12 protein-coding genes are annotated in these 13,943 nt (G+C 73.1%); 3 read left to right on the plus strand and 9 right to left on the minus strand.

The features are described from left to right. Positions 1–3: 3 nt before the first annotated feature. The 7 genes from AOM45_RS19980 to AOM45_RS20010 form a co-directional block, all read right to left on the minus strand. The gene (locus AOM45_RS19980) at positions 4–1,152 is read right to left on the minus strand and encodes a DegT/DnrJ/EryC1/StrS family aminotransferase (RefSeq protein ID WP_201780026.1); all 1,149 of its coding nucleotides are present in this window, start codon (positions 1,150–1,152) and stop codon (positions 4–6) included. 14 nt (positions 1,153–1,166) lie between these two features. Then, on the minus strand, positions 1,167–2,210 hold the full coding sequence (locus AOM45_RS19985; RefSeq protein WP_030469256.1) for a glycosyltransferase family 4 protein: 1,044 nt from the start codon (positions 2,208–2,210) through the stop codon (positions 1,167–1,169). After that, entirely contained in the window at positions 2,207–3,166 is a 960-nt protein-coding gene (locus AOM45_RS19990; RefSeq protein WP_030469255.1) for an NAD-dependent epimerase/dehydratase family protein, read from the minus strand. Before AOM45_RS19990 ends, AOM45_RS19985 begins: the two co-directional genes overlap by 4 nt. Further along, complete coding sequence (locus AOM45_RS19995) at positions 3,159–4,469, minus strand: nucleotide sugar dehydrogenase (protein WP_030469254.1); 1,311 nt, start codon at positions 4,467–4,469, stop codon at positions 3,159–3,161. The genes AOM45_RS19990 and AOM45_RS19995 overlap by 8 nt, the downstream gene beginning before the upstream one ends. Next, on the minus strand, positions 4,466–6,016 hold the full coding sequence (locus tag AOM45_RS20000) for a class I adenylate-forming enzyme family protein (protein ID WP_051783925.1): 1,551 nt from the start codon (positions 6,014–6,016) through the stop codon (positions 4,466–4,468). Before AOM45_RS20000 ends, AOM45_RS19995 begins: the two co-directional genes overlap by 4 nt. Further along, the gene (locus AOM45_RS20005) at positions 6,006–6,746 is read right to left on the minus strand and encodes a nucleotidyltransferase family protein (protein ID WP_051783924.1); all 741 of its coding nucleotides are present in this window, start codon (positions 6,744–6,746) and stop codon (positions 6,006–6,008) included. The genes AOM45_RS20000 and AOM45_RS20005 overlap by 11 nt, the downstream gene beginning before the upstream one ends. 288 nt (positions 6,747–7,034) lie before the next feature. Next, positions 7,035–8,507: an amidase family protein gene (locus AOM45_RS20010; protein WP_051783923.1), complete on the minus strand. Its 1,473-nt coding sequence runs from the start codon at positions 8,505–8,507 to the stop codon at positions 7,035–7,037. Positions 8,508–8,702: 195 nt separating this feature from the next. On the opposite strand from AOM45_RS20010, the gene AOM45_RS20015 reads away from it, so the two are divergent. The 3 genes from AOM45_RS20015 to AOM45_RS20025 all read left to right on the plus strand — a co-directional run bounded on the left by AOM45_RS20015 (position 8,703) and on the right by AOM45_RS20025 (position 12,522). Further along, entirely contained in the window at positions 8,703–9,563 is an 861-nt protein-coding gene (locus AOM45_RS20015; RefSeq protein WP_081902287.1) for a 4'-phosphopantetheinyl transferase family protein, read from the plus strand. 30 nt (positions 9,564–9,593) lie between these two features. Further along, the gene (locus AOM45_RS20020) at positions 9,594–10,943 is read left to right on the plus strand and encodes a hypothetical protein (RefSeq protein ID WP_030469251.1); all 1,350 of its coding nucleotides are present in this window, start codon (positions 9,594–9,596) and stop codon (positions 10,941–10,943) included. A gap of 289 nt (positions 10,944–11,232) precedes the next feature. Then, positions 11,233–12,522, plus strand: coding sequence for an MATE family efflux transporter (locus tag AOM45_RS20025; RefSeq protein ID WP_051783922.1), 1,290 nt, complete (start codon positions 11,233–11,235; stop codon positions 12,520–12,522). A gap of 149 nt (positions 12,523–12,671) precedes the next feature. Here AOM45_RS20025 and AOM45_RS20030 read toward each other — a convergent pair whose 3' ends face one another. Further along, on the minus strand, positions 12,672–13,652 hold the full coding sequence (locus AOM45_RS20030; protein WP_051783921.1) for a transglutaminase domain-containing protein: 981 nt from the start codon (positions 13,650–13,652) through the stop codon (positions 12,672–12,674). Further along, positions 13,649–13,933, minus strand: a complete 285-nt coding sequence (locus tag AOM45_RS20035; protein WP_051783920.1) for an acyl carrier protein — start codon at positions 13,931–13,933, stop codon at positions 13,649–13,651. Before AOM45_RS20035 ends, AOM45_RS20030 begins: the two co-directional genes overlap by 4 nt. Between the last annotated feature and the right edge of the window lie 10 nt (positions 13,934–13,943).

Consider the following 13,943-nt stretch of genomic DNA (forward strand, 5'->3'; position numbering starts at 1 on the left):
GCGTCAGCCCTCCCCCGCGGGTGTGTGCAGCGCGGCCGCCAGCGCGTGCACGACCCGCCGCACGTCGTCCTCACCCATCCCGCGGTGCAGCGGCAGCGACAGCAGCCGGTCGGCGATGGCGTCGATGACCGGCAACGGGCCGGCCGCGGCGGCGTAGTAGCTGAGCCGGTGCATCGGCGGGTAGTGCACCGAGGTCTGCACGCCCGCGGCGAGCAGCGCGGCGCGCACCGGCCCGCGGTCGGTCCCGGCGGGCAACACGACCGGCATCAGGTGGTGCGCGGAATCCTCGGCCCCGCGGTCGGCGAACGGCACGACCAGTCCGGGCAGCACGCCGAGCAGGTCGCGGTAGACGGCGGTGAGTTCCCGCCGGACCCGGCGGTCGACGCCGAGCCTGCCCAGCTGGACCCGGCCGATGGCCGAGGTCAGATCGGTCGGCCGGTAGTTCAGCCCGAGGTCGGCGACGTCGTAGCCACCGGACCCGCCGGTCATCCGCTGCTGCGGCGAGGTGCCGATGGAGTGCGAGCGCATCCGGCGGATCCGGTCGAGCAGACCGGCGTCGCGGGCCAGCACCATGCCACCCTCGCCCGCGGTGACGTTCTTGGTGGCGTGGAAGCTGAAGCAGCCGACGTCGCCCCAGGTGCCCAGCATCCGGCCGTCCACGCACACGCCCGGTGCGTGCGCGCTGTCCTCGATCAACCGCAGCCGAGCGGTCCGGCACAGCTGCGCCAGCGCGGCGATGTCGGCCTGGTAACCGGCGTAGTGCACGCTGATCACCGCCCTGGTCCGGGGGGTGATCAGCCGTTCGGCCTCGGCCGCGGTCAGCACCGGGTCCTCGGCCGCGCGCACGTCGGCGAACACCGGAGTGGCCCGGTGCAGGGCGACGACCTCGGCGGCGGCGACGAAGCCGAGCGAGGGGATGATCACCTCGTCGCCGGGGCCCAGGTCGAGCGCCGCGACGGCCAGGTGCAGCGCGGCGGTCCCGCTGCTCACCGCCACCGCCTGCCCGGCGCCGTGGACCGCGGCGAACTCCTGCTCGAACGCCTCGGTCTGCGGCCCGGCCGACAGCCATCCGGACCGCAGCACGGCGACCACGGCGTCGATCTCCTCCTGGCCGATCATCGGATCGGCCAGCCGCACCACGGAATCCGTCACGCCGCCTGCCGCCGTCACCGCTCACCGCCAGATGCCGGGAGCCACGCGGACTCCGCCGGGTAGCCCGCCGCCACCGCGGCCGCCACTTGCTCCCAGGTGTTCTCCCGCTCGACCCGCCTGCGGCCCGCCGCACCCATCGCGCGGCGCTTCGGTTCGTCGGCCAGCAGGCCGGCCAGCGCCTCGGCCAGCGCGCCGGGTTCGGCGTCGACCACCAGGCCGTCCACGCCGTGCCGGACCACCTCGCCCGCTCCCTGGAACGGTCCGCTGACCACCGGCGTGCCGCACGCCCACGCCTCGACGAAGACCAGCGGGTACACGTCGAAGGTCGAGGGCAGGCAGAGCACGTCCGCGGCGGCCAGCAGTTGCTGCTTGACCGCGGCGTCGACGACGCCGAAGTCGTACAGCCCGTCGGCCGGCGAGGTGGCCGGGTCGTCCGCGCCCGGTCCGGCCAGCCAGAACGCCGTCCCCGGGCGGCTCAGGCGGACCAGCGGCGCGGCCGCGAGCAGCACCTGGTAGCCCTTGAACGCGGTCCGTCGCCCCAGGAACAGCACGGTTCCGGTAGCCCCCGCGAAGCGGGCCCGCAGCCCGCTCGGGTCCACCGGTGCGTCCAGGTGCGGAGCCTGCGGGATGTACCGGATCGCCGCCGGGTCCGCGCCGGCCGCGATCGCGTTGTCGGCCTCGGCCCTGGTCAGCACGTACACCGCGGCGGCCGCCCGGCACGCCGCCCGGCCCAGATCGGGATCGGGCCAGAGCTCGACGGCGGTCGCCGGGGTGAGCACGAACGGGCACCCGAAGCCGGTGGCGGCGCTCAGCGCCACCGCCACCTGCCGCGGGCGGGCGAGGTCGAAGGCGTGGACCACGTCCGGGCGCCCGAACTCGCGCGGGTCGCGGACGCGCGGCCAGGGACCGGCGTCCGGCGCTCGAGGTGGCAGCGAGTCGGTCAGCACGGCACCGGTGTGCCCGTGCAGCGCGAGGTGCTCGGCGGTCTTCCACGCCATCCGCTCGGCCCCGGTCCACTCGCCGCCGTAGCCGCCGAACGCGATCAGGACCCGGCTCACGACGCACCCCGCCGCGCCGCGTACCAGTCGAACGTCGACCGCAGCCCGGCGTCGAGGGTGACGGCCGGCTCGTAGCCGGTCAGCTCACGCAGCCGGGTCAGGTCGGGCAGCCGGCGGAGCGGGCCGCCGGGGGTCGGCCGCACGGCGAACTCGGGCTGCGTTCCCGCGAGGGCGCAGATCCGCCGGGCGAGGTCGAAGATCTCGATCTCCTCCCGGTCGTTGCCGATGTTGACCACCAGCGGATCCGGCTCAGGAACCGCGCACAGCCGCAGGACCGCCTCGACCGCGTCGTCGACGTGGCAGAACGCCCTGGTCTGCTTCCCGCCGTGCAGCGGGAACGGGTCGGTGCCGGCCAGTGCCCGTTCGATCAGCTGCGGCACGACGTGCTCGTTGCCCATCCGCGGGCCGTAGACGTTGTAGAAGCGGGCCACCCGCACCCGGCTCGGCGGGCCGGCGTGCAGGAACAGGTACTCGGCGACGAACTTGCTCAACGCGTAGGACGTGCGCGGCGAGCGCGGCTCGCACAGCACGAGCGGCGCGTCTTCCGGGACCGGCAGCTCGGACAGCCCCGCGGTCGCGGCACCGTCGCCGACCTCGCTGGTCGAGCTGAGGAACAGCACACCCGGCTGCGTCCGGGCGCACCAGTCGAGCAGCGACGTGGTGGCCAGCACGTTGGTGCGCACGGTGTGCACCGGCCGGTCGATGACCCGCTGCACGCCGACCACCCCGGCCAGGTGGTAGACGGCATCGCACCGCTCGAGGTCCGCGGGCAGCGGTGTGGTCAGGTCGTGGCGGACCAGGTGCACGTCACCGGCGAGGGCCCGCAGCTCGGGGTCGTCGACGCCGCGGGAGAAGTCGTCCAGGACGGTGACCTGCACGCCCTCGTCGAGCAGCCGTCGCACCAGGTGCAGGCCGATGAACCCGGCCCCTCCGGTGACCAGAGCGCGGTCAGCCACGGCCGAACCGCAGGTAGGTGAGCTCCTCGACGCCGGTGAGCTCGGCATCGAGCAGGCCCCACATGTCGAACACGACACCGCGGCCGCGCATCCGGCTCACCAGCCAGTCCGCGGTGAGCCTGGTGTAGCCGGGGTGGTCGGACAGCAGTACGACCGCGTCGGCGCCGGCCACCCCCTCCTCCAGCCCGACCGGTTGGTAGCCGAGGTCGGCGATGCGCTCCGGACGGACGATCGGATCGTGACCGGCCAACGTGCCCACCCGGCCGCGCAGCAGGGCGGCCACCTCGGTGGCGGCGCTGCCGCGCACGTCGTCGGTCTCCGGGCGGCCCTTGTAGGCGATGCCGCACACCAGGACCTTGGCGTCGGCGAGCCGGTCGGGGTCCACGTCGGTCAGGGCCGCGACCACCCGCTCGACCGCGTGGCCGGGCACGCGTTCGTTGGTCCGCCGGGCCGCGGCGACCATCGGCATCTCGGCGTGGCCGGCCGCGGCCGCGCTGTGCATCAGCAGGTACGGGTCCTTCGTCAGGCAGCTCCCGCCGACGAAGCCGGGCCGGGACAGGTCGGGCCGGGGGTAGCGGAGGTTGGCGGAGGCGATCAGCTCGGTGGCGTCCAGACCGCGCGCCGTGGCGGCCAGCGCCACCTCGTTGCCGAATCCGTAGATCAGGTCGGTGTGCGCGTTGCAGATCAGCTTGATCATCTCGGCGGCCTCCAGCGAGGACACCAGCACCCGGTCCGGGCAGACCGCCGCGAACAGGGCCTCTGCCCGCTTGGCCGAGGCGTCGTCGAGGCCCCCGACGATCTGCGGGAGCGAGGCCAGCTCGGCCATCGCCGAACCCTGGATGATCCGCTCGGGGCAGAAGGCCAGCAGCGGGGACGCCGTGACCTGTCGCATGACCGGTTCGACGAGTTCGCGGCAGGTGCCCACGGGCACGGTGCTGCGCACCACGACCAGCGTGTCCGGGGTGATCGCCGCGGCCGCGGCGGTGGCCGCGGCCCGCAGCGGGCCCAGGTCGCAACGGCCGGTGGCCGGATCGACCGCGGTTCCCACGCAGATGATCACTGCGCCGGGCACCGAGTCGGGCAGCCGGTCGGCCACGGTGAGCGCGCCGTCGTCCAGCGCGACCAGCGCCTCGGCCAGGCCCGGTTCGAAGAACGGCGGCCGGCCCCGCGTCACCGCGTCCCGGACGTCGGGGTTGACGTCCACTCCGACGACGCGGACTCCGGCGCGGGCCAGCGCGACCGCGAGCGGCAGGCCGACGTAGCCGAGTCCGACGACGGCGACCTCTGGCGGTGATGTGATCATGTACGGGTACCCCTCCTGGTGGCTGTGGTGCCGTCCGGCGCACCGGTGCTCCGATCGGCGATCAGGTCCCGCAGCGCGGCGGCGGAGACCTTGCCGAGCGCGGTGCGCGGCAGCCGGTCGACGGCGTGGACGTGATGTGGAACCTCGTAGGCGGTCAGCCGCTGCCGGCAGCCGGCGATCACCGCGGCCGGACCGGTGCCGGGTGCCAGCTCGACCACGGCGTGGATCTCCTCGTTGCCGCGGGCGTCCGGTAGCCCCCAGACGTGCACCGCCCGCACGCCGGGCAGCTCACCGATCAGCCGTTCCAGCCTGCGCGGGTTGACCTTGCGGCCGCCGACGTTGATGAAGGTCGCCTTGCGGCCGACGATCGTCACGTCCCCGGCGCCGTTGACGTCGACCAGATCGCCGGTGTCGTAGTAGCCGTCCGGGCGCAGCGCCTCGGCCCGGCCCCGGCCGACGTAGCCGGTGAACATCGTGGAGGTCCGCACCAGCAGACGCCCGGCGTCGCAGTCCGCGACCGGCTCGACCCGCCACCGCACGCCGGGGACGAATCCGCCGACCCCCTCGGCAGGCCACGGCTGGGGCCGGCCGAAGTGGCAGGCGATCAGTCCGGTCTCGGTCGAGCCGTAGATCTGACGGACCGGGCAGCCGAGGCGGCCGGAGGCAGCCGAGGCAGCCGCCGTGGTGAGCGCTCCGCCCGAGCAGAGGGCGACCCGCAGCCGGTCCGGCCGGCGCCGCCCGTGCAGCAGGTCCGGCACCAGGCCGTACACGAAGGGTGTGGCCAGCAGCGCGGTCACGCCCGCGTCGAGCCCCTCGACCAGGCCGCGCCCGGTGAACCGCACCAGCAGCGCGAGTGTGGCGCCGGACAGCACCGCGGCGCACAACGCCCCGACGAACCCGAACGAGTGCGCGAGCGGAACCGCGGCCAGGATCGTGTCCCGTTCGTCCAGGTCGAACAGGTCGCGGTAGAGCGCGCCCCCGCGCAACGCCGAGCCCAGGGGTACCGCGGCCGCTCGGGGTTCGCCGGTCGATCCGGAGGTCAGCTGCAGCACGGTCGCCGAACCGGGCGCCTGGTCCGGCCACTGCGCCGGCGCCGGGCCGGCGACCAGGTCCTCGACGGCCAGCCGCCGCAGCTCCCCCGACCCCGCGGGCCGCGGGCCGTCCGCCGCCGCGACCACCGCGCACGGGCGGGCCGTGTACACCGCGGACAACGGGTCGGCCAGGTAGGAGCTGTCGTGTTCGACCAGGACGACGTCGAACCCGGCGGCCAGCAGGCCGAGCAGCACGGCCACGTGCGCGCCGGTGTTCACGGTCGCCACCACGACCGCGCGGCCGGCGGGCAGCTCGGCGGTCGCGCGCTCGGCCACTCGCCGCGCAGTCCCGGCCAGCTCCCGCCAGGTCGTCTCGGACCAGCCGGCGGCGGTGCGCCAGCGAACGGCCGGGGCGTCCGGACGCTCGTCGGCGTGCGCCGTCAGCCGCTCCCGCAGCGCGGCGACGGCGTCGTGGTCGGTCTGCGGCGCGGTCTCAGCATGCCGGTCAGTTGGCATGTGAAATCCGGAAGCCGCCCCGGCCGACGCCGGGCAGGTAGACCTCGGGGGTGTCGGTGAACTCGGCCACCGCCCGCTCGTAGCGGCCGGGGGTGCCGATGTCGTGCCAGCTGCCGGTGAACCGGTAGGCCCCGACCGACCGGCCCGCGCCGATCAGCGAGGTGATCAGGTCGGGCATGTCGACCACCGAGTCCGGGGGTATGAACGAGCGCACGGACGGGTCGACGACGTAGACACCCATGCTGACGTCGACTCGGAAACGGGGCTTCTCGGTCATCCGGTACACCCGGTCGTCGGCGATCTCGAGGGCACCGGAGTCGATCGTCACCTCGGTCTGGCGGCAGGCGATCGTCATCGCGCAACCGCTGCTCTGGTGCACCCGGTGCACGTCGGCGAAGTCCAGGTCGGTGAGCACGTCGCCGTTGAGCACCAGCGTCGGCTCGTCCCAGTCCGCGACCAGCAGCAACGGGCCGGCGGTGCCCCTGGGCTGGGCATCCACCGAGAAGTCGACCACCAGGCCCTCCGGGATCGCCTCGAACAGGTGCTCGCGGATGGCGGTCTGCAGGTGCGACACGCAGAGGGTGACCCGTTCGACCCCGGAATCGCGCAACTGCCTCAAGAGGATGTCGAGCAGCGGCTGGCCCCCGATGTCCATCAGGATTTTCGGTCGCTCCTCGGTGAGCGGCAGCAGGCGCTGCGCCTTGCCCCCGGCGAAGATGATTGCGCGCACATCAACTCCCACTCATCGGGTCGGCCGGATAATCGGCGACGATTGGCGCAACCGATCGTCGGCAGTTCTTCCGAGCTTCGGCACGAACACGATTTTCGATCGGCTTCGGCCGGCCCGAAATACTCGTCCGGCCGCGCCAACAACCGCACATCCCAGCCATAGCCGAAGGTGCGCCGGCGATCCGGCCGGCCGGCCTTGACAGAACACCGGCTGCGGTCGGCGCGGCCGTGCACGACGCACGGCGAACCGGCCCCTCGAGGGCGGAGGTCAGGTGAACGGGACGGTGGCTCAGCCGGTCGTCAGCTCGCGGCGCACACCGTCCGGCGGCACCGCGGACGGTCCGGACTCCAACGCCGGACGGCCGATCGGACCCAACGCCCGGGCCAGCACCCTGGCGGTCTCCAGCACCGTCCGGTCCCCCAGGCGGGGACCGGCCACCGCGACCCCGATCGGCACTCCGCGCGCGTCCAGGCGGACCGGGACGACGACCGACGGCAGGTAGCACACGCCGGTGACGCCGGCCCAGACCATCTGGTCCCAGTACGGCCGCGGCCGGCCGTCGACGGTGATGGTGCGCTGCGCGAACGGGCGGTGGTCGTGGGCCGGCGCGGTGTTCGGCGCGACCGGCAGCAGCAGGGCGTCGTAGCGGCTGAAGAACGCTTGCCAGCGCAGGCCCATCCGGGTGCGCAGTTCGTTGGCGACGATCCAGTCGCGGTGGCTTTGGTGGACGTGCTCGCCGCCGAGCACTCCGGTGGGCGGCCGGACTCCGGTGGCGATCAGCTCGGCCTCTTCGGCGGAGATGTCGTCGATGGCGGTACCCGCGATCAGCTTGCGAAAGAGCTGGTCGCTCTGCTCGAGCCGGATCCCCAGCGGGCTGGTGGCCCGCACCGCCACTCCGGCCTGGACGAGGGCGTCGGCGGCGTGTTCGACCGCCGCTCGCACCTCGCCGTCCACCGGGCAGTACGGGTCGTCGAACCAGGCCGCCACCCGGCGCGGCCTCCTGGCCGGGGGCAGGCTCAGCCGCCAGGCGTCCCGGTCCCAGGGGTCCGGGCCGCTGATCGCGTCGAACAGGATCTCCAGGTCGTCGACGTCCCTGGCCAGCGGTCCGACCATCGCGATGTCGGGCAGGGCCCGGTTGAACGGCATCGGCGGGACGTGGCCGTACATCGAGACCGTGCCGAAGGTCGGCTTGAGACCGGTGACGCCGCAGAACCCGGCCGGGATCCGAATGGACCCGGCGACGTCCGAGCCGATCTCCAGCGGCGTGAACCCGGCCGCCAGCGCGCCCGCGGCACCACCGGAGGAGCCGCTGGTGGTCAGCGTCGGGTCCCACGGGTTGCGGGCGGTGCCGAACAGCTCGTTGTAGGCCTGCAGGTCGCGTGAAGCACGGGGCAGGTTGGTCTTGCCGAGGATGATCGCGCCCGCTCGCCGGGCCCCCGCCACCGCGGCCGCGTCCTCGTTCGGAACGAAGTCGGGCAGCAGACCACCGGTGGTGCGCAGCCCGGCGGTGGCGAAGCTGTCCTTGACGGTCATGGCCACGCCGTGCAGCGGCGGCAGCGGGTCACCGCGCACGACCGCCTCGTCGGCCGCGACCGCCTCGGCCTCGGCGCGCTCGTTGCGGGTCACCACGAGCCCGAGTGCGCCGTCGTGACGATCGATCCGGGCCAGCAGCGCGCGCAGGTACTCCCTGGCGGAGAGTTGCCCGTCGGCGATCGCCCGTGCCACCTGCCGGGCCGGCCACCAGCATAGCTCGTCGTCCATCACACCTCGGCTCGGTCCGCGGCGAGTCGGTGCGCGACGCCCGACGCATTTCCGGCTGTTTCCCCGCCCTTCGGCATGGGCCTCGGCGAATTGTGCACGGCCGCACGCCGGGGCCGGATGACAAATGAGCCGGGAAAACAGGCATGGCCATTCGCGCACTGACCTGAATCCGGACCGCCGACTAACGTCCGGGAGGTGGTGCGACAAACTGCGGGCGCGGCGGTGAGCAGGGTGCGGGTGTTGATCGCCCGGACCTCCGCGCCGCCCTGCCCGGCCACCGGCACCGCCCCGGCCGCCGCCCGCCGGCGCGACCGAGCGGCGTCGCGGGAGGCGCTGCGCCGGGTGTTGGTTCTGCTGGGACTCGAGCCGCAGGTCACCGGCCGCACCTTCCCCCACCGGACGGTCTCGTTGACGCACTGTCCGGCCGGAGGCTGCGCCGCCGTGGTCGACGACCCGGTTCTCCCGGAAGTCGTCGGGGTCGGGGTCGACCTGGAAACCGACCGGCCGCTACCGCGGCGCGCCGCACGCTACTTCTGCACCGCGGACGAGCTCGCCTTCGTCGACGCCCTGCCACCCACCGACCGTTCCGCGCAGCTGCTGCGGCTGTGGACGGTGAAGGAGGCACTGTTCAAGTCCGACCCGGAGAACGCGCACACCGCGCTGCGGCGCTACCAGCTGCCGGAGCCGGCCGCCGCCGGCGGCGTCGCGGACCGTCGCGGCGGCACCCGCCGGCTCGCGTTCGTCTACGCGAGCCGCCGATGGGGTGCCGAGCAGCTGTCGGTCGCGGTGGCGCTGACCCGGCGAGCGGACCTGTCCCCGGACCGGTCCACGCACCGGTCCCAGGTTTCGCGGCCGGTGGACGTCGCCGCCCGGCTGGCCGCCGCCCACCCGGACGCGTTCGAGCGGTCGTCGGCCGGCACGCCGCTGGCCGGGCTGGCCGGGCTGGTGCTCGACCTGCCCGCCGCCGGTCCGTCGCGGACGGCGCCCCGGCTGGAGCCGCTGCGCACCGTCGCCGAGCTGACCGACTTCCTCGATCCGCAGCTTCGCCCGTCCTGATCCACCGACCCGCGCAGGAGGCCGAAACACATGTCGTCATCGGATGCCGACACCGGCGAGTTCCCGCTGACCTGGGCCCAGCAGCAGTGGATGGCAGGCCCGCCGCCGCTGGACGAGAACGACGCCTGGCGCTACGAGCTCAGCCTGCCGGTACCGGTCGGCCCCGGCCTCACGGTGCCCGACGCGGTGACGATCGCCGGCGAGCTGGTGCGCCGCTTCCCGGCGCTGCGATCGCGGTTGCGCCGCGGCGCCGACGGGCAGCTGCGGCAGGAGGTGCTGGCTCCCGACGACCCGGTGGTGCTGGACGGGGTGCGACGGCTCGGGGTGTGGTGCTTCGACTTCGTGACCGACGCGCTGTTCGACGCCGGCCGGCGGATCAACCAGTTCGTGACCGACCCCGACGCGGGGAACCTGATGATCGTGGTGCCGCCCGCGGGCACCGGTGGTGACGTCGAGATCTCGGTCGCGCACGCGTTCGTCGACGCCAGCGGAGCCGGTGCCCTGGTCGCCGCCTTCCTGGCCGCCCTGCACGGTCAGCGGGCCGCGCCGATTCAGCGGACCTTCTACGACGTCCTCGAGTTCGAACGCGGCGAGCGCGGCGCGGAGCTCTCCGCGCGCAACATCCGCTACCTCGTCTCCACCGCGCGCCGGGCCGAGGAGCGCGGCCTGAGCGATCCACGAGGGACGGCCCCGGAGCAAACCGTGGACGGCTGCCGGTTGCGCAGTCGCAAGCTCCTGCGCGCCCTGGCCCGCAGCCAACCGGACTCCCGCCTGGCCCGCGCCGCGCTCGCACTGTCCCTGGCGCTGATCGCGTTCTGCCGGGTCCGCGGGACCGACGGCGCGTGGGTCAACATCGTCGTCGGCAACCGGGCCACCCCCGAGGCGGAGTCCTTCGTCGGCCTGGCCATGCAGTGGGGCGCGCTCACCGAGAGCCTGCGGCCCGAGGACTCCCTGCGCACCGTGCGCGACCGGCTGACGCTGCGCCTCGCGCAGAGCCTGCGGCACGGCCGGTTCGACCCGCGCGAGGCCGAGCAGGAGTTCGACCGCGCCGGCGTCGAGGGGCGCCCGGTGTTCACCTTCAGCCACTGGGAGTCGCCGGACACCGACTGGGACACCGCCCGCAAGCCCGTTGACGAGCACGTGGTGCAGGCAGACCACTACGAGTGGACCAGCATGCCGGCCGGAGCGGGCGGGGTCGGCATGGAGTTCAACACCTCCACCTTGATGGACCAGGCGCTGCTCAAGGTGAAGTGGGACCGGCGGCGTTACGCCGAAGCGCACATGCGCGACTACATCGCGCACGTCGAGCGGATGCTCGACCTGGCCGTCGAAGACCTCGACGTGCCGGTGGCGCGGCTGCGTGACCTCGACCTGACCTGAGCCCCACCCGCGGCGCACACCCAGCCCGCACGGTGCGGGCTGCGCGGCGGCGATGCGTCTGCCATCACCGACGGGCGCGAAAGCACTCGGACATCGGTCACGACACGGGCGTCGTAATTTTTTTCCTCAAAAATTTGTTAGCCTTTCCGAGGTTCACTCGGAGGGGAAATTCATGACCAACGGTGATGTCGCGCGCCCTGAAGCCGGAAATCCTGACGCCCGATCAGTGGCTGGTTCGTCGCAGCGAAAAAACACCTGGCGGACACTGATCCGGCTGGCATTACCGCTCATGGCCGCCGAGGCGGTCGAATTCCTGGTGTTTCTCGGCATCGTCGCCATCATGGGCTTGATGGGCGGCGACGCGCTGTACGTGCGGGCGCTGTACCAGCCGATCGACTACGTGCTGATCGCGCTCGGTGTCGCGTTCGCGGTCAGCAACCAGGTGTCCGCCGCCATCAGCCGGGGAATGGGCCGCGAGCAGGACGTGCTGGCCGCCGCGGTCAGCATCGCGCGTGTCTGGTTGTGCGGTGGACTGGTCGTCTGCACGGCACTGGCGTTCGCGGCGCCGGCCATGGCCGATCTGCTGCGGATCGAGCCGGCGGCTCGTGCCGGCTTCGTCGGCTTCCTGCGCTGGACCGTTTTCGCCGGGCTGCTCACCATCGGTCCGGCGCTCGCCGCCTCCAGCCTGCGCGGAGCCGGCATGGTGCGCAGGGCGCTGGTGGTGACGATGTCGGCGGCGCTGACGAACATCGGCGGCGTGGCCCTGCTCGGGCTCGTTTTCCGCATCGGCATCGCGGCCATCCCGATCTCGCTGGCCCTGTCGAGTCTCATCGGGCTGGCCGCGGGGCTGCTCATCCTGCGGCGGACCGAGCTCTGGCGACCGTCCGCCTTCCGCTCGTGGCGGCCGGAGGTGCTGGGCCACCTGCGGCGCATCGGTGCACCGGTGGCCGCGTCGTTCCTCCTCATCGCGCTCTACAACCTGGCCGTTCTCCAGGTTCTCCGGCCGTTCGGGCCGGATCCGATCGCGGGATTCTCCGTCGCTCTCGCCGCCCAGAACCTGATCTTCCTGCCCGGCACGATGCTCGGCGCCGCGACCGCCATCATGATCAACCAGCAGCGCGGCGCCGGCGAGTCGCACCTCATCCGGCACACGCTGCGGAGCGGACTGGAGATCGCGACGAGCCTCTACCTCGTGGTGGCGGTGGCCGTCTGGCTGCTCGGCGGGGTGTACGCCGACGTCATGAACTCCAACCCCGCCATCGCGCACCACACCGCGGCCTACCTGACCACGATCGGGCTCACCTACGTCGTGCAGGGACCGGTGCTGGCCGCGCTCACCGTGATGGAGCACACCGGTGGCGGCTTCCTCGCGATCGTTCTCAACATCATCTACTTCGCCCTGATCGTGGTGACGGCACACGTCGTCACCTCATTCGTTCCCAGCGCCACCGCCTTCTACAACACGGTGGCCTGGTGCAACCTGATCGGTGTCACGGTGCCGATCGTCGCGATCCGGTACATCCGAAAACTGAGCCGGCCGGCACCCAGCGGCAGAATTCGCTTCGCTGAGGCCGACTGAGGCCGTCTGCGGTTCACCGCCTGTCGCCGTTCGGTGGGCGGCACCCGCCGCCCACCGAAGGATCCGTGGCCGGCCGCGCGACACCGGTTCCTGGCCAAGCCACCTCGAAGGTGGCCACGACCACGCCGATCCGTGCCACGGCGCGACCCCTACGAACCGACGAACCCGCCAGGGGATCCGCCGACCAGCTCCACCTCGACCGGGGTCGGCGCCGTCGGGCTGTAGCTGAGCACCCGACCGGGCACGGCGAGCAGCTCGGGCTCCCCCGCGTACAACCGTCGGGCCTCGGCGAAGGGGACCTCCGGCGTGGTCACCGCGGCCACCCGGTCGAGCAGCGCGCCGTCCTCGGCGCTGATCTCACCGTGGCGCGTCATGCCCCAGTAGTCCCAGCGCAGCATCTCCACCTTGTTCAGCCCGGCCAGGTCGTCGACCAGGTTGTGGCGCAGGAACGGCCAGCCCTTCGTCAGCCCGTCCTCGAAGTCGGGGTCGACGACGAACGACATCGGGTCGGCCAGCCCTCGCCGGCAGCGCAGCCAGGCGTCGCCCGCGACGATGAAGCGGTCGGGAGGGACGTCCGACGAGCTGAAACTGAACCCGTCGGTCTCGTCGACGTGCACGTCGGGCAGCTCGACGTCGACCCGGCGCCAGCGTCGCCGCACGTCGTCCCACACCTCGACCAGCTCGTGGTCGATGGTGCAGCCCGGGATGATGTACGACGCGAAACCGGCCCGGGCCCTGGCCGGCACGCCGGCGTGGCGCAGCAGGGTCAGGTAGAGCACGGCGTAGTCGCGGCAGCTGCCGACCATCCGCCGGTTGGGTGGGCGCTCTTCGACGATCGGCCGGTCGTCGAGCTCGATGATGCGCCGCAGCATCGCCTCGGAGTAGCGCAGGTCGACCTCGGCCAGGCGACCGGCCGGGATGCCCAGGGCGGCGAGGTCGGTGGACCGGAAGTGGGTGAACAGCCCGCGCACCACGGTGCGCACGGCCAGAGGGTCGGCCGGCAGGTCGACCAGGAGGGCCGCGTGCGGTCCCGGGTCGGTGACCGCGCTCTGCCCGGCGTAGTAGGCGAGCTCGTCGATCGCGGCGGGTTCGGGCCCGGCTGCGACGTCGTTCTGCGGGGGCGTCGTCACGTCTCCACCTCGATGCCGCTGTGGTCGACGATGACCGAGGCCAGCGCGGCGGGGCTGGCGTCGTCGAAGATCACGGTGAGGAGCTCGGAGCGGAGCCGCTCGACAGCCTCCTCGCCCGCCGGCCCGTACCGCTCGATCAGCCGGGAGAGCACCTCGACAGCCCGCATCGAGTCGCCGCCGCAGTCGAAGAAGTCCTCGGTCGGCGCCAGCGGTGCACGCAGCAGAACATCGCCCATCGTGTGTGCGACGACCGACATCAGCTCGCCGGTGTCGTGGGTCATCGTCCCCACC

The sequence above is a fragment of the Lentzea aerocolonigenes genome (assembly GCF_000974445.1).
Classification (GTDB): Bacteria; Actinomycetota; Actinomycetes; order Mycobacteriales; family Pseudonocardiaceae; genus Lentzea; species Lentzea aerocolonigenes.

What these genes read in the sequence shown, in the direction of transcription:
- AOM45_RS19995 (WP_030469254.1), bottom strand. Translation starts at nt 4,469, where the DNA reads ATGATCACATCACCGCCAGAGGTCGCCGTCGTCGGACTCGGCTACGTC.
- AOM45_RS20000 (WP_051783925.1), bottom strand. Translation starts at nt 6,016, where the DNA reads ATGCCAACTGACCGGCATGCTGAGACCGCGCCGCAGACCGACCACGAC.
- AOM45_RS20010 (WP_051783923.1), bottom strand. Translation starts at nt 8,507, where the DNA reads ATGGACGACGAGCTATGCTGGTGGCCGGCCCGGCAGGTGGCACGGGCG.
- AOM45_RS20020 (WP_030469251.1), top strand. Translation starts at nt 9,594, where the DNA reads ATGTCGTCATCGGATGCCGACACCGGCGAGTTCCCGCTGACCTGGGCC.
- AOM45_RS20025 (WP_051783922.1), top strand. Translation starts at nt 11,233, where the DNA reads ATGGCCGCCGAGGCGGTCGAATTCCTGGTGTTTCTCGGCATCGTCGCC.
- AOM45_RS20035 (WP_051783920.1), bottom strand. Translation starts at nt 13,933, where the DNA reads ATGACCCACGACACCGGCGAGCTGATGTCGGTCGTCGCACACACGATG.